This is a genomic window from Hydrogenophaga sp., assembly GCF_051858985.1.
Classification (GTDB): Bacteria; Pseudomonadota; Gammaproteobacteria; order Burkholderiales; family Burkholderiaceae_C; genus Hydrogenophaga.
Genome location: NZ_JBHYGM010000001.1, coordinates 697,201 through 715,669, shown reverse-complemented (window position 1 = coordinate 715,669; position 18,469 = coordinate 697,201). Strand labels below are relative to the sequence as shown.

19 protein-coding genes are annotated in these 18,469 nt (G+C 65.7%); 8 read left to right on the top strand and 11 right to left on the bottom strand.

Annotated elements, in window-relative coordinates; genetic code table 11:
* Window positions 1-2 precede the first annotated feature (2 nt).
* From ACTIEY_RS03450 to gpmA, 3 genes are all read right to left on the bottom strand, one after another.
* Window positions 3-755 carry a HesA/MoeB/ThiF family protein gene (locus tag ACTIEY_RS03450; protein ID WP_439517697.1) on the bottom strand — a complete coding sequence of 251 codons (753 nt, stop codon included), beginning with the start codon at window positions 753-755 and terminating at the stop codon, window positions 3-5.
* Between the two features lie 46 nt (window positions 756-801).
* Window positions 802-2,277, bottom strand: a complete 1,476-nt coding sequence (locus ACTIEY_RS03445; protein WP_439518264.1) for a S41 family peptidase — start codon at window positions 2,275-2,277, stop codon at window positions 802-804.
* 153 nt (window positions 2,278-2,430) lie between these two features.
* On the bottom strand, window positions 2,431-3,174 hold the full coding sequence (gene gpmA / locus ACTIEY_RS03440) for a 2,3-diphosphoglycerate-dependent phosphoglycerate mutase (RefSeq protein ID WP_439517696.1): 744 nt from the start codon (window positions 3,172-3,174) through the stop codon (window positions 2,431-2,433).
* 84 nt (window positions 3,175-3,258) lie between these two features.
* Here gpmA and ACTIEY_RS03435 point away from each other — a divergent pair, with 84 nt between their 5' ends.
* The 4 genes from ACTIEY_RS03435 to ACTIEY_RS03420 all read left to right on the top strand — a co-directional run bounded on the left by ACTIEY_RS03435 (window position 3,259) and on the right by ACTIEY_RS03420 (window position 5,575).
* Entirely contained in the window at window positions 3,259-3,669 is a 411-nt protein-coding gene (locus tag ACTIEY_RS03435; RefSeq protein ID WP_439517695.1) for a rhodanese-like domain-containing protein, read from the top strand.
* A gap of 34 nt (window positions 3,670-3,703) precedes the next feature.
* Window positions 3,704-3,961: a glutaredoxin 3 gene (gene grxC, locus ACTIEY_RS03430; RefSeq protein WP_439517694.1), complete on the top strand. Its 258-nt coding sequence runs from the start codon at window positions 3,704-3,706 to the stop codon at window positions 3,959-3,961.
* A gap of 105 nt (window positions 3,962-4,066) precedes the next feature.
* A complete protein-coding gene (secB, locus tag ACTIEY_RS03425) occupies window positions 4,067-4,525 on the top strand; it encodes a protein-export chaperone SecB (RefSeq protein WP_439517693.1) in 459 nt (152 codons plus the stop codon).
* Between the two features lie 27 nt (window positions 4,526-4,552).
* Window positions 4,553-5,575, top strand: a complete 1,023-nt coding sequence (locus ACTIEY_RS03420; RefSeq protein ID WP_439517692.1) for an NAD(P)H-dependent glycerol-3-phosphate dehydrogenase — start codon at window positions 4,553-4,555, stop codon at window positions 5,573-5,575.
* On the opposite strand, the gene panC is transcribed toward ACTIEY_RS03420, so the two are convergent.
* Window positions 5,572-6,423 carry a pantoate--beta-alanine ligase gene (gene panC, locus ACTIEY_RS03415; RefSeq protein WP_439517691.1) on the bottom strand — a complete coding sequence of 284 codons (852 nt, stop codon included), beginning with the start codon at window positions 6,421-6,423 and terminating at the stop codon, window positions 5,572-5,574. The genes ACTIEY_RS03420 and panC overlap by 4 nt on opposite strands.
* A 25-nt stretch (window positions 6,424-6,448) precedes the next feature.
* Window positions 6,449-7,336 carry a 3-methyl-2-oxobutanoate hydroxymethyltransferase gene (gene panB / locus ACTIEY_RS03410; RefSeq protein ID WP_439517690.1) on the bottom strand — a complete coding sequence of 296 codons (888 nt, stop codon included), beginning with the start codon at window positions 7,334-7,336 and terminating at the stop codon, window positions 6,449-6,451.
* A gap of 72 nt (window positions 7,337-7,408) precedes the next feature.
* On the opposite strand from panB, the gene nadC reads away from it, so the two are divergent.
* Window positions 7,409-8,272: a carboxylating nicotinate-nucleotide diphosphorylase gene (nadC, locus tag ACTIEY_RS03405; RefSeq protein WP_439517689.1), complete on the top strand. Its 864-nt coding sequence runs from the start codon at window positions 7,409-7,411 to the stop codon at window positions 8,270-8,272.
* A 29-nt stretch (window positions 8,273-8,301) separates the two neighbouring features.
* The gene (nadA, locus tag ACTIEY_RS03400; RefSeq protein ID WP_439517688.1) at window positions 8,302-9,420 is read left to right on the top strand and encodes a quinolinate synthase NadA; all 1,119 of its coding nucleotides are present in this window, start codon (window positions 8,302-8,304) and stop codon (window positions 9,418-9,420) included.
* A 5-nt stretch (window positions 9,421-9,425) separates the two neighbouring features.
* Here nadA and nadB read toward each other — a convergent pair whose 3' ends face one another.
* The 4 genes from nadB to ACTIEY_RS03380 are packed head-to-tail and all read right to left on the bottom strand — an operon-like array spanning window position 9,426 to window position 13,796.
* Window positions 9,426-11,033: an L-aspartate oxidase gene (nadB, locus tag ACTIEY_RS03395; protein ID WP_439517687.1), complete on the bottom strand. Its 1,608-nt coding sequence runs from the start codon at window positions 11,031-11,033 to the stop codon at window positions 9,426-9,428.
* Complete coding sequence (locus ACTIEY_RS03390; RefSeq protein WP_439517686.1) at window positions 11,030-11,881, bottom strand: segregation and condensation protein A; 852 nt, start codon at window positions 11,879-11,881, stop codon at window positions 11,030-11,032. The genes nadB and ACTIEY_RS03390 overlap by 4 nt, the downstream gene beginning before the upstream one ends.
* A gap of 8 nt (window positions 11,882-11,889) precedes the next feature.
* The gene (locus tag ACTIEY_RS03385; protein WP_439517685.1) at window positions 11,890-12,102 is read right to left on the bottom strand and encodes a DUF3460 family protein; all 213 of its coding nucleotides are present in this window, start codon (window positions 12,100-12,102) and stop codon (window positions 11,890-11,892) included.
* A 50-nt stretch (window positions 12,103-12,152) separates the two neighbouring features.
* Window positions 12,153-13,796: a SulP family inorganic anion transporter gene (locus tag ACTIEY_RS03380; protein WP_439517684.1), complete on the bottom strand. Its 1,644-nt coding sequence runs from the start codon at window positions 13,794-13,796 to the stop codon at window positions 12,153-12,155.
* 99 nt (window positions 13,797-13,895) lie between these two features.
* Between ACTIEY_RS03380 and bamE the strand changes: the two genes are divergently transcribed.
* Window positions 13,896-14,402 carry an outer membrane protein assembly factor BamE domain-containing protein gene (gene bamE / locus ACTIEY_RS03375; RefSeq protein ID WP_439517683.1) on the top strand — a complete coding sequence of 169 codons (507 nt, stop codon included), beginning with the start codon at window positions 13,896-13,898 and terminating at the stop codon, window positions 14,400-14,402.
* A 12-nt stretch (window positions 14,403-14,414) separates the two neighbouring features.
* On the opposite strand, the gene ACTIEY_RS03370 is transcribed toward bamE, so the two are convergent.
* Together ACTIEY_RS03370 and metG are read right to left on the bottom strand one after the other, a co-directional pair.
* The gene (locus ACTIEY_RS03370; RefSeq protein WP_439517682.1) at window positions 14,415-15,155 is read right to left on the bottom strand and encodes a YoaK family protein; all 741 of its coding nucleotides are present in this window, start codon (window positions 15,153-15,155) and stop codon (window positions 14,415-14,417) included.
* 10 nt (window positions 15,156-15,165) lie between these two features.
* Window positions 15,166-17,223, bottom strand: a complete 2,058-nt coding sequence (gene metG, locus ACTIEY_RS03365) for a methionine--tRNA ligase (protein ID WP_439517681.1) — start codon at window positions 17,221-17,223, stop codon at window positions 15,166-15,168.
* A 151-nt stretch (window positions 17,224-17,374) separates the two neighbouring features.
* Here metG and apbC point away from each other — a divergent pair, with 151 nt between their 5' ends.
* Complete coding sequence (gene apbC, locus ACTIEY_RS03360) at window positions 17,375-18,466, top strand: iron-sulfur cluster carrier protein ApbC (protein ID WP_439517680.1); 1,092 nt, start codon at window positions 17,375-17,377, stop codon at window positions 18,464-18,466.
* Window positions 18,467-18,469: the final 3 nt, after the last annotated feature.

The window sequence follows — 18,469 nt, the reverse complement described above, 5'->3', positions numbered from 1 at the left end:
GATCAGTCGCGCGAGGAGCACACCTCGCAATGCGTGTTGCGGGGCAGGGCGATCTGGTGGACGGCCATGTCGCGACCGTCCAGCATGAGCAACTGGCCCGCCAGGCGCGAACCCAGGCCGGTGAGCAGCTTCAGCGCCTCGGCGGCCTGCATGCTGCCCACGATGCCCACCAGCGGCGCGAAGACACCCAGTGTGGCGCAGCGCGTTTCCTCCAGCCCGGCATTCTCCGGGAACACACAGGCGTAGCAAGGGCGCGAGGCGTCGCGCGTGTCGTACACGCTGAGCTGCCCGTCCATGCGGATCGCTGCCCCGGACACCAGGGGCTTGGCGTGTTTCACGCAGGCGCGGTTGATGGCGTGGCGGATCGCGAAATGGTCCGTGCAGTCCAGCACCACGTCGGCCTCGGGCACCAGTGCATCGAGCAAGGCGTCGTCGGCCCGCTGCACCAGTGGCGTCACCCGCACATCGGGGTTGATGGCGGCGATGGCGTCGCGCACGGACTCCGCCTTGGGGTGACCCACACGCGCGAGGTTGTGCGCGATCTGCCGCTGAAGGTTGGTCTCGTCGACCACGTCGTGGTCCACCACCGTGATGCGGCCCACGCCCGCGCTGCCCAGGTACAGCGCCACGGGCGAACCCAGGCCACCCGCGCCAATGACGAGCGCATGCGAGGCCAGGAGTTTTTCCTGCCCCTCGATGCCGAGTTCGTTGAGCAGGATGTGGCGCGAATAGCGCAGAAGCTGGGCGTCGTCCAAGGCAAGGTCCCAGGGCGCTGTCGCAGACAGCAACCCTGCGTGAGCGTCAGTTTTCCTTCTTCTCGGGCGGACGCACTTCCAGCGTCTTGCTCACCAGCACCGGGCGGCCCTTGAGCTGGTTGAGTGCTTGTTGAAGCTGGAAGTCCTTTTCGCTGCCGAACTCGGGAACGAGTCGCTGACCCGGGTTCTTGCGGGCTTCTTCTTCCACCCGCTTGCGCGCGATCTCGCGGGCTTCGTCGCGTTGCTGTTCTTCGGCGCGGCGTGCGTCGGTCATGGGCGGTTCCGCCGGATCCCGGCCATTGCCCAGGTGCTTCTGCAGGTCTGCTTCGCGCGTGCGCAGGGCAGCAAACACATTGCCTTCCACCGTTTCGTCGACCATGACGTCGGGCACGATGCCCTTGGCCTGGATCGAGTTGCCCGAAGGGGTGTAGTAGCGCGCGGTGGTGAGCTTCAGGCCGGTTTCCGGTGTGAGCTGGCGCACCGTCTGCACCGAGCCCTTGCCGAAGGTCTGGCTGCCCAGGATGGTGGCGCGCTTGTGGTCCTGCAAGGCGCCGGCCACGATTTCACTGGCCGAGGCAGAGCCTTCGTTGACCAGCACCACCATCGGCACACGCTTGAGCGCACCTTTGGTGTTTTCGGTCAGGCGCTTGATCGGGTCGGTGCCCCCACGGCGAAGGTAGTGCTGAGGGATGGCCTTGTAGATGAACTTGCTGTCTTCAAGCTGCCCGTTGGTGGACACCACGGTCACGTTTTCGGGCAGGAAGACGGCAGACAGGGCCACGGCCGCATCCAGCAGGCCACCCGGGTCGTTGCGCAAGTCCAGCACGAGGCCCTTGAGGTTGGGGTCCGTCCTGTAGATGTCCTCGAGCTTGCGGGCAAAGTCTTCGATGGTGCGTTCCTGGAACTGCGAGACACGCACCCAGGCGTAGCCCGGTTCAACCACGCGCGATTTCACGCTCTGGGTCTTGATTTCCTCTCGGGTGATCGTCACCGGGAAGGTGCGGTCCTCGTCCTTGCGGAAGATCGTGAGCAGCACTTTCGTGCGCGGCTCGCCTCGCATGAGCTTGACGGCGTCGTTGATCGTCAGGCCCTTGACGGCGGTGTCGTCGATCTTGGTGATCAGGTCGCCCGACTTGAGACCGGCGCGAAATGCGGGGGAATCCTCGATGGGAGAGACCACCTTGACGAGGCCGTCTTCCATGGAAATCTCGATCCCCACGCCAACGAAACGCCCGCTGGTGCCTTCCCTGAATTCCTTGTACGACTTTTTGTCGAAGTACTGGGAATGGGGGTCCAGGCTGGCCACCATGCCTGAGATGGCCTCGGAGATGAGTTTCTTCTCATCGACCGGTTCCACATAGTCGGTCTTGACCATGCCGAAGACGGCAGCGAGCTGCTGCAGCTCTTCCAGCGGCAGCGGGGCCAGCGTGCCGCGCGCAACCGCCTGCAACTGCACCGTGGTCAACGCCCCGGCCACAGCGCCAATCGCCACCCAACCTGCGATCTTCAGCTTGTGACTCACCTGTTTTGCCATCGAGATACCCCGTTAAAGACGCCCAAGCAGGGCCTGCCAGACCCTGGCGGGTCAATATACACCTTGGAGCATGTCGGGATGCGTCGGTTCCCCACGCCGGCACCGGTTATCCGGCGGGTGCGTGAAGGATCACCGGGGTGGTCAGGCCTTGCCCTGGGCCGCCACCGAGGCTGCCGCCCGCGCTGCCGCTTCGGCGTCGCCGAGGTAGTAGTGCCTGAGAGGCTTCAGATCGCCGTCGAGTTCATACACCAGCGGGATGCCGTTGGGGATGTTGAGGCCGACGATGTCGCTGTCCGAAATGCCGTCCAGGTATTTCACCAGGGCGCGGATGCTGTTGCCGTGCGCGGCCACCACCACGCGCTTGCCCGATCGGATGGCCGGCGCCATGGCTTCGTTCCAGAAAGGCAACACGCGCGCCACGGTGTCCTTCAGGCACTCGGTGAGCGGAATCTCTTCGGGCTTGAGCCGGTCGTACCGGCGGTCGCCACGCTCACTTCGCGGATCAGCGGGTTCCAGCGGAGGCGGGGGCGTGTCGTAGCTGCGGCGCCAGATCAGCACCTGCTCATCGCCGTACTGGCGCGCCATGTCGGCCTTGTTCAGGCCTTGCAGCGCCCCGTAATGCCGTTCGTTCAGCCGCCAGCTGTGCACCACGGGCAACCAGGTGCGGTCCATTTCATCGAGCACATGCCAGAGCGTGCGGGTGGCGCGCTTGAGCACGCTGGTGTAGGCCAGATCGAAGTCGTACCCCTCGGCCTTGAGCAGCCGACCGCCGGCTTTGGCCTGTTCCAGGCCGGTGGGCGTCAGGTCCACGTCGGTCCAGCCGGTGAAACGGTTTTCGAGATTCCAGGTGGATTCGCCGTGGCGGATCAGGACGAGTTTGTGCATGAGGAAAAACGGGCGTTGAAGGTCGGAAAGCGGGCGAATCGGTCAGGCATTCTAGAATCCCGGGCTTACTCGAAAGGTGTCTCCGTGAGTTTCTTCATTGAAAACTGGGTTCTCATCGCCGTGGCCTTCGCCGCCGGCGCCATGCTGGTGTGGCCGGCGGTTTCTGCCGGCGGACGTGCCGGTACGCTCAGCACCGTCCAGGCGGTGCAGCGCATGAACCGCGACAAGGCGGTCGTGATCGATGTCAGCGAGGCCAAGGAATTCGCTGCCGGGCATGTCATCGGGGCGAAGAATGTGCCGCTGGACGAGCTGGAGGCCAAGCTCCCCACGGTGGTCAAGAACAAGGCCACGCCGCTGATCATGGTGTGCGCCACGGGCGCTCGCGCCAACCGGGCTGTGGCCATTGCAAGGAAACTGGGCTATGCCGACGCCCAATCCCTGACCGGCGGCATGGGTGCCTGGCGCGGCGCCAGCCTGCCGGTGGAAAAGGCCTGATCATCGGGTCTTCGGGTTTTCTGGAAATTGCTGCATGGCCAAGGTCAAGATGTTCACCAGTGCGTACTGCCCCTACTGCAGTCGCGCGAAGGCGCTGCTGGAGCGCCGGGGTGTCGCCGATCTCGAGGAGATCTACGTGGACGGCCAGCCCGGGCTGCGGTCGCAGATGACCCAGCTCACCGGGCGCACCAGCGTGCCCCAGATCTTCATCGGCGATACCCATGTGGGCGGCTGTGACGACCTCCACGCGCTCGATGGCCGAGGCGGCCTTGTGCCCCTCCTGCAGGGCTGATCCGGCAGGTTTTCGCCTTTCCGGGGCTGCCATAATCGCCCCTTTGCCCGCTGCGGGATCAACGCCCCGGCGGGCTTGACTTTTTTTCCTCTTTCGAGACACACCATGGCAGAAAACCAGGAACCGACCTTCCAGATCCAGCGCGTCTACCTCAAGGAAGCCTCGCTGGAGCAACCCAATTCGCCCGCCATCCTGCTCGAGCAGGAACAGCCTTCGGTGGACATCCAGCTGGGTGTGGAAGCCAGCCCGGTGGCCGACGGGATCTTCGAGGTCTGTGTGACCGCGACGGTCACCACCAAGATCAAGGACCGCACGGTGTTCCTGGTGGAAGCCAAGCAGGCAGGCATCTTCGAGATCCGCAACCTGCCACAGGACCAGATGGGACCCATCATGGGCATTGCCTGCCCCCAGATCGTCTATCCCTACCTTCGCAGCAACGTGGCCGACATCGTCCAGCGCGGCGGTTTCCCACCGGTGCACCTGGCCGAAATCAACTTCCAGGCCATGTACGAGCAGCAACAGGCCCAGGCGGAGCAGGACGCGCCTCGCATCGTCACCCAGTAAGCCGCTTCACTGCCCGAAGCAGGCCAGATGAACATCGTCGTTCTTGGAGCGGGTGCCTGGGGCACTGCACTCGCGGCGAGCGCGGCCTCCCAGGAGGGCGAGTTTCGGCAGGTCAGTCTGTGGGCGCGCGACGCGCTGCAGGCCAAGGACATGCGGGCCCACCGCGAGAACCGACGTTACCTGCCGGGCCTGCCGCTGCCGCCCACGCTGGCGATCACCCACGCGCCGCTGGACGATCACGCAGCCGAATGGCGCAGCGCCGATCTGCTGGTGATTGCCACACCCATGGCCGGGCTGCGCGGGCTGCTCGGACAACTCAAGGACCATCCTTCGCCCGTGGCCTGGCTCTGCAAGGGTTTCGAAGTGCCTCAGGAAAACGCCCGGTCTGCGGGTCTTCTGGGCCACGAGATCCGCGCTGAAGTGGCGCCCCGGCTCAAGGCCGGCGTGCTCAGCGGCCCGAGCTTTGCCCAGGAAGTGGCGCACGGCCAACCCACCGCGCTGGTGGCGGCCAGCGAGCACGCCTGCGTGCGCGATGTGCTGGTGGCCGCCTTTCACAGCCAGACCCTGCGGGTGTACGCCAACGACGACATCGTGGGCGTGGAGGTGGGCGGCGCGGTGAAGAACGTGCTGGCCATCGCCACCGGCCTGTGCGACGGATTGGGGCTGGGCCTGAACGCGCGCGCCGCGCTGATCACCCGTGGCCTGGCCGAGATGACTCGCTTGGGGCTGGCGCTGGGCGCGCGCGCGGAAACCTTCATGGGCCTTTCCGGCCTGGGCGATCTCGTGCTCACCGCCACCGGCGACCTGTCGCGCAACCGCAAGGTGGGCCAGTTGCTGGCCCAAGGCATGAACCTGCGTCAGGCCGTGGATTCGCTGGGTCATGTGGCCGAGGGTGTCTACACCGCGCGCACGGCGGTGCATCGGGCCCGAACGCTGGGGGTGGACATGCCGATCAGCGAAGCCGTGGTGGCCTTGCTCGAAGGTCGTCTGCAACCGGCGCAGGCGGTGGCCACCCTGATGGGTCGCGACCCCAAACAGGAAACGCTCTAGATCTCGAAGTTGTCGATCAGGCGCGTCTTGCCCAGGCGCGCTGCGCCAAGCACCACCAGCGCGTCGCCCGCGTGCGGCGTCTGCAGGTCGCTGCGGCGGCGAACGGTGAGGTAATCCGGCTGCCAGCCGCGCGCCGTCAGGGCCTGCATGGCGCGGTCTTCCAGCGCAGGCAGGTGGCGCACCAGGCCGTCGGCAGCGGCCAGTGCGTCGCGTCCCAGCGCACGCAGCGCCAGCGACAGCTGCACGGCTTCGGCCCGTTCGCTCTCGCTCAGGTAGCCATTGCGCGAACTCAGCGCCAGGCCGTCGGCGGCGCGTTGCGTGGGCACGTTCACGATGCGCACGGGCAGCGCAAACTGCTGAACCATGCGGCGGATCACCATCTGCTGCTGGTAGTCCTTCTGGCCGAACACTGCGTAGCGCGGGCCCTTGGCTTCGCTCAGCACGGTCTGGAAGAGTTTCATCACGACGGTGCACACCCCCGTGAAGAAACCGGGACGGAAGTGACCTTCCAGAATGTCCGCGAGCTCGGTCGGTGGCTGTACCTTGAACCCCTGCGGCTCGGGGTACATCTCCTTTTCAGACGGCGCAAACACCACGTCGCAGCCCTGGGCGGCGAGCTTGTCGCAATCGGCCTGCAGCGTGCGCGGATAGGTGTCGAAATCCTCGTGCGGCGCGAACTGGAGGCGATTGACGAAGATGCTCGCCACGGTGACATCGCCCATTGGCTTGGCGGCGCGAACCAGGTCCAGATGACCGTCGTGCAGATTGCCCATGGTGGGCACCAGGGCGGGGGAGTTGAACGGCTGCAGCGTGGCGCGCAGGTCTTCGATGGTGTGGACGACTTTCATCTGAGGCAATTTGGTGGACCGACCGTCACCAGGCGTGGAGTTGATCGTCCGGGAAGCTCCCATCCTTCACCGCGGCCACATACGCTGCCATGGCCTCGCGCACACCGCTGGCGCCTTCCATGAAGTTGCGCACGAACTTCGGGTTCTTGCCGAGGTTCACGCCCAGCATGTCGTGCATCACCAGCACCTGGCCCGCCGTGCCCTTGCCCGCGCCGATGCCGATGGTGTGGCAGTTCGGCAGTTGTTGCGTGATTTCGGCGGAGAGGGCGGCAGGCACCATCTCCAGCACCAGCATGGTGGCGCCCGCGTCCTGGAGTTCCAGGGCGTGTCGCTTGAGCGTGAGCGCGGCCGCGTCGCCGCGTCCTTGCACGCGGTAGCCGCCGAGGGCGTGAACCGTCTGTGGCGTCAGGCCGAGGTGCGCACACACCGGGATGCCGCGTTCGACGAGGAAGCGCACGGTCTCGGCCGTCCAGCCACCGCCTTCGATCTTGATCATGTGCGCGCCCGCATGCACCAGTTGCGCGGCGCTGCGCATGGCCTGCTCCTTCGATTCGTGGTAACTCCCGAAGGGCAGGTCGCCCAGCAGCCAGGCGGTGCCCTGCACGCGGCGCAGACCACGTGCCACGCTCTCCACGTGGTAGGCCATGGTTTCGAGCGTCACGCCGGCGGTGCTGGCCAGGCCCTGGCAGACCATGCCCAGGGAATCGCCCACCAGGATGCATTCGACTCCTGCCGCATCGGCGACCGCCGCAAATGTGGCGTCGTACGAGGTGAGCATGGTGATCTTTTCACCGCGCTCGCGCATTTCGTTCAGGCGCGGCAGGCTCACGGGCTTGCGTTGGGGCAGCGGCGATGCCGTGGGCAGGGTGCCATACGGCGTGGCCATGGGCGCGGTGGTGGTGGGGGTGCTCATGCGTGGGTCCCGCGTGTTTCAGGGGTGGGTGAGAATGCGGGACTATAGACCATCCCGTTATGCTTGCGCCCCATGAAACATCTCTCGGAATTCACCTCTCTGGACATGGAGGAGCTGGCGCGGGCCGACGTCGCCAGGGCGCTCGCAGAGGACGTCGGTGAAGGCGATCTGACGGCTGCGCTGGTGGACGGCACCCGCCTGGCGCGCGCGCGCATCCTGGCGCGCGAATCGGCGGTGATCTGCGGTACGCCGTGGGTGGAAGCTGCGGTGCTCGCCCTCGAGCCGCAGGCGCGCTTGCAGTGGCATGTGGCCGAGGGCCAGCGATGCGCCGCTGACCAGACGGTGCTGACGATCGAAGGCCGTGCACAGAAGCTGCTGACAGCCGAACGCACGGCGCTCAATTTCCTTCAGCTGCTCTCTGCCGTGGCGACGCAGACGGCGATGTATGTCGAGGCCGTGGCTGGCACGCGCGCCCGCATCGTGGACACGCGCAAGACCCTGCCAGGCCTGAGGCTGGCGCAGAAGTACGCGGTGACGACCGGTGGCGGCCTGAACCACCGCATCGGTCTCTACGACGCTGTGCTGATCAAGGAGAACCACATTGCCGCTGCCGGCGGTGTGGCCCAGGTGCTGCAGCGTGTGCGCGATACGGCACCCGCGGCCCGCTTTGTAGAGATCGAGGTGGAGACGCTCGCCCAGCTCGACGAAGCCCTCGCCCACGGCGCCACCATGGTGCTGCTGGACAACATGGCGAACGCCGACCTGCTGGAGGCCGTGCGCCGCAATGCGGGGCGCGCCGTGCTGGAGATTTCCGGCGGCGTGAGCCTGAAGACGGTGCGAGCCCTTGCAGAAACCGGTGTCGACCGCATTTCCATCGGGTCGCTCACCAAGGACATCCGCGCGATCGACTTCTCGATGCGTTTCGAGTCGATCTGACGACCCATTTGCGAGACAGGAAGAACGACATGACCCCCACGAACGAATCCGGCAGTGACGTGATCGACGTCGAGTACGAGCAACCCGCCTGCCCCACGCAGCACGCCTGGGCGCGCGTGCCGGTGGAGCCGGGGCCAAAGCAGCGTGCCGCGCTCAAGGAGCGCATCCGGGCGCTGCTCAAGGAGCGCAATGCGGTGATGGTGTCTCACTACTATGTGCACCCCGACCTGCAGGACCTCGCCGTGGAAACCGGTGGCATCGTCAGCGACTCGCTGGAGATGGCCCGCTTCGGACGTGACCACCCCGCGACCACGCTGGTGGTGTCCGGGGTTCGCTTCATGGGTGAGACGGCCAAGATACTGAGCCCGGAGAAGACGGTGCTCATGCCCGACCTGGACGCCAACTGCTCGCTCGACCTGGGCTGCCCCATCGACGAATTCAGTGCGTTCTGCGATGCACACCCTGACCGCACGGTGGTGGTGTACGCCAACACCAGCGCCGCGGTGAAGGCGCGTTCTGACTGGCTGGTCACCTCCAGTTGCGCACTCGACATCGTGAGCGCGCTCAAGGACAAGGGCCACAAGATCCTGTGGGCACCCGACAAGCACCTGGGCGCCTACATCCAGCGAGAGACCGGCGCCGACATGGTGATGTGGACCGGTTCGTGCATCGTGCACGACGAGTTCAAGGCCTTCGAACTGGAGGCCCTCAAGAAAGAGCATCCCAAGGCGAAAGTGCTGGTCCACCCGGAGAGCCCGGCCGACGTGATCGCGCTGGCCGACTCGGTGGGTTCGACCTCCGCCATCCTCAAGGCGGCGCGCGAGATGGACGCGAGCGAGTTCATCGTGGCCACCGACAACGGCATGATGCACATGCTGCGCCAGCAGAACCCGGGCAAGGTGTTCATCGAGGCCCCCACCGCGGGCAACAGCGCCACCTGCAAGAGTTGCGCGCACTGCCCGTGGATGGCCATGAACGGGCTGGCGGGGGTGGCGCAGGTGCTGGAAAAAGGGCTGAACCGCATCGAGGTGGATGCAGCGCTCATCGAGCGGGCCAGGTTGCCGATCGACCGCATGCTGGCGTTCACCGCGGCTCAGCGATCGGGCAACAACCCGGGCGCGCTGGTGCCGAACATCGGCGCCGCCTGAGAGCCTTACCTTGCCGGGGGCACCAGGATGGTGGGTTTCGGTTCCGGGAGCAATTCCGGATAGTCGCGACTGAAATGCAGGCCACGGCTCTCGTGGCGCATCATGGCCGACATGACGATCAGGTCGGCCACCTGAACCAGGTTGCGCAGTTCCAGCAGGTCGCGGGTGACGTGGAACTTCGAATAGAACTCGTGGATTTCCGCCTGCAGCAGCGAGATGCGGTGCGCGGCGCGTTCCAGGCGTTTGTCGGTGCGCACGATGCCCACGTAGTCCCACATGAATCGGCGCAGTTCGTCCCAGTTGTGCGAGATCACCACCAGCTCGTCGGCGTCGGTCACGCGGCTGTCGTCCCACAAGGGCATGGCGGGGGCTGAGGAGCCGGACGCGCTGCGAATGGCGCCCACCGCGCCCTGTGCGAACACCATGCATTCCACCAGCGAGTTGCTGGCCAGGCGGTTCGCACCGTGCAGGCCCGTGCAGGTGGTCTCGCCCACGGCATAGAGGCCGGCGATGCCGGTGCTGCCGGTGAGGTCGGTCACCAGGCCGCCGCAGGTGTAGTGCGCAGCGGGCACCACGGGAATCGGCTCCCTGGTGATGTCGATGCCCAGCTCGGCGCAGCGCGCCAGGATGTTGGGGAAGTGCTCGCGCAGGAACTCGGGTGACTGGTGCGAGATGTCCAGGTGCACGCAATCCAGGCCGTGCTTCTTCATCTCGAAGTCGATGGCGCGGGCCACGACGTCGCGCGGTGCCAGTTCGGCACGCGGATCGTGGTCGGGCATGAAGCGGTGGCCACCATGCGAAGCAGGCAGCTTGAGCAACCCGCCTTCGCCGCGCACGGCTTCGGAAATCAGGAAGCTCTTGGCGTGCGGGTGGTACAGGCACGTGGGGTGGAACTGGATGAACTCCATGTTGCCCACCTGGCAGCCGGCGCGCCAGCCGGCGGCGATGCCGTCGCCCGTGGCGGTGTCGGGGTTGGTCGTGTACAGGTAGACCTTGCCCGCGCCGCCGGTGGCCAGCACCGTGTGGGTGGCGCTGAAGGTCACCACCTCGTCCCGCACGGTGTCCAGCACATACGCGCCGAAGCAGCGCCCTGTGGCGTGGGGTGCCGGGTCATGGCCGGGCAGTTTCCGGTCGGTGATGAGGTCGACCAGCATGTGGTGCTCGAACACCTCGATCGCGGGTGTGGCAAGCACCCGTTCGATCAGCGTGGCCTGCACCGCCGCCCCGGTGGCATCGGCGGCGTGCACGATGCGGCGGTGGCTGTGCCCGCCCTCGCGCGTGAGGTGGAGTTCGCCGTCTTCGGTGGAGAAGGGCACGCCCAGTTCCTGCAGCCAGGCGATGGCGGCCGGGGCGTTCTCCACGGTGAAGCGCGTGGCTTCCAGGTCGCACAGGCCGGCGCCGGCCACCAGCGTGTCGTCCACGTGCGATGCGTAGCTGTCGCCCTCGGCCAGCACAGCGGCAATGCCACCTTGGGCCCAGTTGCTGGAGCCGTCGCTCAGGGCCCGCTTGGTGACCACCGCCACCCGGTGCGTGGAAGCCAGATGCAGGGCGGTGGTCAGGCCTGCCAGCCCACTGCCGATGATGAGAACGTCAAAGCGGTGCAGATCGGTCATGCAGGGGTGTAGGCGAGACGCACATAAATGGGGGCGAAAGCTTCGGCCTGGGTCAGCTCGATGAGCGTTTCCTTGGCCAGCTCCAGCATGGCGATGAAGGTCACCACCAGCACGGGCGAGCCGTGAGCAGGATCGAACAGCTCGCCGAACTCGACGAACTTGCGGCCTTGCAGGCGTCGCAGCACGATGCTCATGTGCTCGCGCACCGAGAGTTCCTCGCGGCTGATCTTGTGGTGCTGCACGAGCTTGGCGCGCTTGAGGATGTCGCGCCACGCACTTTGCAGGTCGACGGCATTGACGTCCGGAAAACGAGGCGCCAGCGCCTGTTCCACATAGACCTGGGCGCGCAGGAAATCCCGTCCGTATTGCGGGCAGTCGGCCAGGCGCTGGGCGGCGAGCTTCATCTGCTCGTATTCCAGCAGTCGGCGCACCAACTCGGCGCGGGGATCTTCCGGTTCTTCGCCTTCGGCCACCTTCTTCGGTGGCAGCAGCATGCGCGACTTGATCTCGATCAGCATGGCCGCCATCAGCAGGTACTCGGCCGCCAGTTCCAGGTTGCTGGCGCGGATCTCGTCCACGTAGGTCAGGTACTGGCGGGTCACCGCCGCCATCGGGATATCGAGGATGTTGAAGTTCTGCTTGCGGATCAGGTAGAGCAGCAGATCCAGTGGTCCTTCGAAGGCTTCCAGGAAGATCTGCAGCGCGTCCGGCGGGATGTAGAGATCGCGCGGCATGGCGAACAGGGGCTCGCCGTACAGACGGGCCAGCGCCACGTGGTCCACCACGCTGGGCAGCACCGCGTCCAGCCCCTGCGGGGCCTCGTCGAGCATGTGGGGCTCGCCGTTCATTCGCGGGCTCAGGCGTGGTCGGAGCCGGTCTGGTACACGTAGGGCTGTTGCGGCACCCGGGCAGCCTCGGCCCTGGCCTGGAATTCGCGGTCGATCTGCTTGTCCCACAGCAGCGCGCGGCCCTTTCGCTGCTCCTGCTCCAGCGACGGCTTTTTCTGCTTGAGCGACTCGATGAACTGGGTCGTGTCGGAGGTGTAGTCGGGGCGGCGGAAGAAGGACATGGTGGGCAGCCGGGGTGGGCGCAGGGGAAAGCGGCGATTTTACCGGTCTGCTACTGGCAGGTGTGCAGGCGCTGGGCAAAGCCCGAACGTTCGATGAGCGAACGCGGCTGCTCGTGCAGGCCCACCATGCCGAGCTGGCCGCCGCGCTTGTACACCGCCTTGTGCAGTTGTTCCAGGGCGTCCAGCCCGGTGGTGTCGAGCGAAATCATGTGGCTGGCGTCCAGCATCACATTGATCGGCTCGGGTGACCGCTCGACTTCGGCCACGATGGGGTCGATCTTGGCGACGGCGCCAAAGAACAGCGAACCATAGAGCTTGTAGGTGAGTTGCTGCTCGGTGCGGGCCACGGGATCGGCGCGGAAGATCGAGCTCTGGCGCCGAACGAACAGCACCACGGCCAGCACCAGGCCGAGCTCCACCGCCACCGTGAGGTCGAAGATGATCGTGAGCGCAAAGGTGGACAGCATCATCAACCGGTAGTGGTTGCTGAACTGCCTCAGCCGCGCGAATTCGCGCCATTCCCCCATGTTCCACGCGACGAACAGCAACACACCGGCCAGCACCGCCAGCGGAATGTGGAACGCCAGCGGTGCCGCCAGCAGCACCACGGCGGCCAGCGTGAGGGCGTGCACCATGCCCGCCACCGGCGAGGCGGCGCCGGACCGGATGTTGGTCACCGTGCGTGCGATGGTGCCGGTGGCCGGCATGCCGCCAAAGAAGGGCACCACGGTGTTGGCAATCCCCTGCGCCATCAGTTCCTGATTGGGATCGTGCTTGGGTGCATCGCTCAACTGGTCGGCCACACGCGCGCAAAGCAGGGATTCGATGGCACCCAGCATGGCGATGGTGAGCGTGGGGGTCACCAGCAGACGCACGGTTTCCCAGGAGAAGTCGGGCAGCTGGAAGGCCGGCGCACCTTGCGGAATGCCGCCAAACCGCGTGCCGATGGTCTCCACCGGCAAGGCCAGCACCCAGGCCAGCAGCGACAGCGTGACCAGCGCCACCACGGGGCCGGGAATGCGGGACGTGGCCTTGATCGCGCTCACGGTCTCGATCGATTTGAGCTGGCGGCGGAACTGCGAATCCACCGCCCACAGCCGCGGCCAGACGAACAGGCCCAGCACACACAGTGCGCCCAGCACGAAGGCGAACACATTGAAGCTCTGGATGTGCAGCGCCATGGTGTTGATCTGGCCAAAGAAGCTCGCCGGCATGTGCGCGATCTCCAGGCCGAGCAGGTCGCGCACCTGGGAGAGGGCGATCAGCACCGCGATGCCGTTGGTGAAGCCGATCACCACGCTCACCGGCACATAACGGACCAGGGTGCCCAGGCGAAAGAGGCCCAGCAGGAACAGCAGCACACCGGCACTGGCTGTGGCAATCAGGAGGTTGGCCACGCCATAGCGCTCGACGATGCCATAGACGATGACGATGAAGGCGCCAGCCGGTCCCCCGATCTGCATCGACGTGCCGCCCAGGGCCGAGATGAGAAAGCCCGCAATGATCGCGGTCCACAAGCCTGCTTCGGGCTTGAGGCCGCTGGCGATGGCAAACGCCATGGCCAGCGGGAGCGCCACGATGCCCACCGTGGCGCCGGCGCCGACATCGCGCGCCAGCTTGTCCCGGTTGTAGCCGCGCATGTCTTGCAGCAGGCGCGGGCGGAAGGTGGCCAGGGGCGGCAATCCATGGAACATGGGGCATGTTACCTTTCGCAACCGTTCACGAGGCTGACAAACCGGTCGCTCAAGGCGTGGGGTTTACACTGAATTTCGTCCATTTCAGAAGGTGCCCGCATGCAAGGATCGACAACGCGAAAGTGGCTCGCAGGGCTGTGCACCTCGCTGTTGCTTCTGGCGGCGTGTGATCCGCAAAACATCAGCGAGCTCGAAGAGGGCGTGTCCACCGAGGCCGATGTTCGCGAACGCTTTGGCGCACCGGAAGCGGTGTGGGAGGCAGAGGACGGCGCCCAGGTCTACGAGTACAACCGCCAGCCCGCCGGCCACCGCAACTACATGATCACCATTGGCCCGGATGGCCGCATGGCCGCCCTGCGCCAGGTGCTCACGCCGCAGAACTTCAGACAGGTGGTGCCCGGCATGCCCATGGAAGCGGTTCGGCGCATGCTGGGCAAACCGATGAAGGTGACCACCTACGATCTCAAGCGCGAGACCCATTACGACTGGCGCTACCTCGACGGCCCCAACCCCGGTGATTCGAAGATCTTCACGGTGGTCTTCGACCGCGACCTGCGGGTGGTGTCCACCGGGTCGATGCGCGACCCCGAGATCGACCCTAAGTAGGTCACCTGCGGCTCACGACGCGCGCAGCCGCTGCCAGTCGTCCAGCGCGGGACGCATCACCAGCAGCAGCAACATCAGCGCCAGCGGCACGGTGCTGATGAAGCCCAGGTACTTGAATCCGAGCGCGCCTGCAAGTCCGCCCACGAAAAAGCAGGCGATCAGCTGGCCATGCACGCGCAGGCGATGCCGATCGGCCTGCACGGGCGCGGCATCCGGTTGGCGGTTCACGTACAGCAATTTGCCCAGCTCGATCCCGAGGTCCGTGATGAGGCCGGTGACGTGCGTGGTGCGGATCACCGCGCGAGAGATCTTGGTGATCACCGCGTTCTGCAGGCCCATGATGAAACACAGCAGCACCACCGTGAGCGGCAGGAACACCGGGGTCATGAAGCCGATGGCCGCGCCGAACAGGCCGAAGACCAGCAGCGCTGCGGCCTCCAGGATCAGCGGCAGTCCGTAGGCGCTGCGCAGCTCATGGCGCATGCCCCAGTTCACCAGCCAGGCGGTGGTCATGGCGCCCAGCAGGAAGGCCAGCACCGCGCCCAAGCCCGCCCATGCCAGCGTGAAGCGTCCGAGCACCAGGTGGTCGGCGACCGACGACACCATGCCCGTCATGTGCGAGGTGTACTGGCCCACCGCCAGAAAGCCGCCCGCGTTGGCGGCGCCGGCGACGAAGGCCAGCACCGAGCCGAGCTTCAGGTCGGTCTGCGGCGTGCGCTGCAGACTGGTGAAGCCGCGGATGGGTGCGAACAAGGTGAGCCGTTCAGCGCACGCGCATGCCGGGCTTGGCGCCCGGCCAGGGAAGGAGGATGTGGATCCCGGGCTCGGCGTTCTCGTCGGCGTGGCTGGCCGCCAGCACCATGCCTTCACTCACACCGAACTTCATCTTGCGCGGCGCCAGGTTGGCCACCACCACGGTGAGCTTGCCCACCAGGTCTTGCGGCGCGTAGGCGCTGGCGATGCCACTGAACACGTTGCGGTGGCGGCCCTCGCCCACGTCGAGCGTGAGTCGAAGCAGTTTGGTCGAGCCTTCCACCGACTCGCAGTTCACGATCTGTGCAACGCGCAGGTCGATCTTGCTGAAGTCGTCGATGGTGATGGTGTCGGCCACCGGCTCACCGCCGGGTACCGTGGCCGGCGCCGCGGGCTCCGGCGGCTTTTCAAACAGCGCGTCGAGCTGCTTCACGTCCACGCGCTGCATCAGGTGCTGGTAGGCGTTGATGCCGTGGTCCTTGCCGAGCACGCGGCTGGCGTCCGCGAACGCCAGCGGTGTGGTTTGCAGGAAAGACTCCACCTGGGTGGCGAGCGCGGGCAGCACCGGCTTGAGGTAGAGGGTGAGCAGACGAAATGCCTCGATGCAGGTGGTGCACACGTCGTGCAGCCGGCCGTCCATGCCGTCCTGCTTCGCCAGTTCCCAGGGCTTGTTCTGGTCCACGTAGGCGTTCACGCGATCGGCCAGCAGCATGATCTCGCGCAGCGCCTTGCCGTACTCACGCTCCGCGTACAGCGCGGCCACGGAGGGCGCTGCGCTTTGCAGGTGGTCGATCAGGGCATCGCCATCCGCGGAGACTTCGCCCAGCTTCCCGCCAAATCGTTTGGCAATGAAGCCTGCCGCGCGAGAGGCGATGTTGATGTACTTGCCGATCAGGTCGCTGTTGACGCGGGCCATGAAGTCGTCGGGCGTGAAGTCCACGTCTTCATTGCGCGCCGTGAGCTTGGCGGCCAGGTAGTAACGCAGCCACTCCGGGTTCATGCCCAGGCTGAGATACTTCAGGGGATCCAGGCCGGTGCCCCGGCTCTTGCTCATCTTCTCGCCGTCGTTGATGGTGAGGAAGCCGTGCACGAACACTGCGTTGGGCACCTTGCGGCCGCTGAACTTCAGCATCGCCGGCCAGAACAGCGTGTGGAAGGTGATGATGTCCTTGCCGATGAAGTGGAACTGCTCGGTGGTCGGGTCCGCCATGAAGGCATCGAAATCGCGGCCCGTCCGGTCGAACAGGTTCTTCAGCGAAGCCAGGTAGCCGATGGGCGCGTCCAGCCACACATAGAAGTACTTGCCGGGAGCATCCGGGATCTCGATGCCGAAATAGGGCGCGTCGCGGCTGATGTCCCAGTCGCCCAGCTTGGTCTGGCCGTTCTCGTCAGGCTCGATCCATTCGCTGATCTTGTTGAGCACTTCAGGCTGCACCGCGCCGCTCTGCGTCCACTGCCCCAGGAAGTCCAGGCATCGCGGGTCGGAGAGCTTGAAGAAGAAGTGTTCAGAGTTCCTGAGCTCGGGCCTGGCGCCTGACAGCGCGGAGTACGGGTTGATCAGGTCGGTCGGGTTGTACACCTTGCCGCAGACCTCGCAGTTGTCGCCGTACTGGTCTTTCGCGTGGCAGTTGGGGCACTCGCCCTTGATGAACCGGTCGGGCAGGAACATGTTCTTCTCGGGGTCGAAGAACTGTTCGATGGTGCGGGTCTCGATCAGGCCGTTGGCCTTGAGTGCGCGGTACACGTCCTGCGCCAGTGCGTGATTCTCGGGCGCGTCGGTGCTGTGCCAGTTGTCAAAGCCGATGTGAAAGCCGTCCAGGTAAGGCTTGCGGCCCGCCGCGATATCGGCGACGAACTGCTGCGGCGTCTTGCCCGCCTTGTCGGCCGCGATCATGATGGGTGCGCCGTGCGCATCGTCGGCGCAGACGAAGTTCACCTCATGCCCCTGCATGCGCTGGAACCGCACCCAGATGTCGGCCTGGATGTATTCCATGATGTGGCCAATGTGGAAATGGCCGTTGGCGTAGGGCAGGGCGGTGGTGACGAACAGGCGTCGCGGCTGGCTCATGGGAAAGGCTTTCTGTCAGGGGAACCCGCGATTTTACGGGCCGATGCCCTCATGCCGGCTGTGTGTATGACCCCGGCAAGGGCGGGACGTTAGACTCTTCCCCGCTTGCCCGATAACCGGCGCATCCCTTCCTCTCTGGAGACCGTTCCCCATGGCCGTTGATTCCCAGGCGCTGCTGACCGCGCTGCAAGCCGTGACCGACCCCAATACGGGCAAGGACTTCGTGTCCACCAAGGCCCTCAAGAACCTGCAGGCCAGCGAAGGCGATGTGTCCTTCGACCTGGAAATGGGCTATCCGGCCAAGAGCCAGATTCCGGCGCTGCGCCGCGCGCTGATTGCCGCCGCCAAATCGGTGGCGGGCGTGGACAACGTGTCCGTCAACGTCACGACCCGGATCACCGCGCATGCGGTGCAACGCGGCGTGCAGCTCATGCCCAATGTGAAGAACATCATCGCCGTGGCTTCGGGCAAGGGCGGCGTGGGCAAGAGCACGACGGCGGTGAACCTGGCGCTGGCACTGGCGGCCGAGGGCGCGAAGGTCGGCATCCTGGATGCCGACATCTACGGACCCAGCCAGCCCATGATGATGGGCGTGGAAGGCCGGCCCGAAAGCGAAGACGGCAAGACCATGGAGCCGCTGGAGAACTACGGTGTGCAGGTGATCTCCATCGGCTTTCTCATCGACCGCGACGAAGCCATGATCTGGCGGGGCCCCATGGCCACCCAGGCTCTTGAGCAATTGCTGCGCCAGACCAACTGGAAAGACCTGGATTACCTGATCGTCGACATGCCACCTGGCACGGGCGACATCCAGCTCACCCTCTCCCAGCGCGTGCCGCTCACCGGCGCGGTGATCGTCACCACGCCGCAGGACATTGCCCTGCTGGATGCGCGCAAGGGCATCAAGATGTTCGAGAAAGTTGGCGTGCCCATTCTGGGCATTGTGGAAAACATGGCCGTGCACGTGTGCGAGAAGTGCGGTCACGTGGAACACATCTTCGGCGTCGACGGCGGCAAGAACATGGCCGCGGAGTACGGCATGGATTACCTGGGCGCGCTCCCGCTGAACATGAGCATTCGCGTGCAGGCCGACAGCGGCATGCCCACGGTGGTGGCCGACCCCGAGGGCGAGATTGCAGGGCTGTACAAGACCGTGGCGCGGCAGGTGGCGATCAAGATCGCGGCCAAGGCCAAGGATTTTTCGAGCAAGTTTCCTTCGATCAAGGTGTCCAAGGACACCTGAATC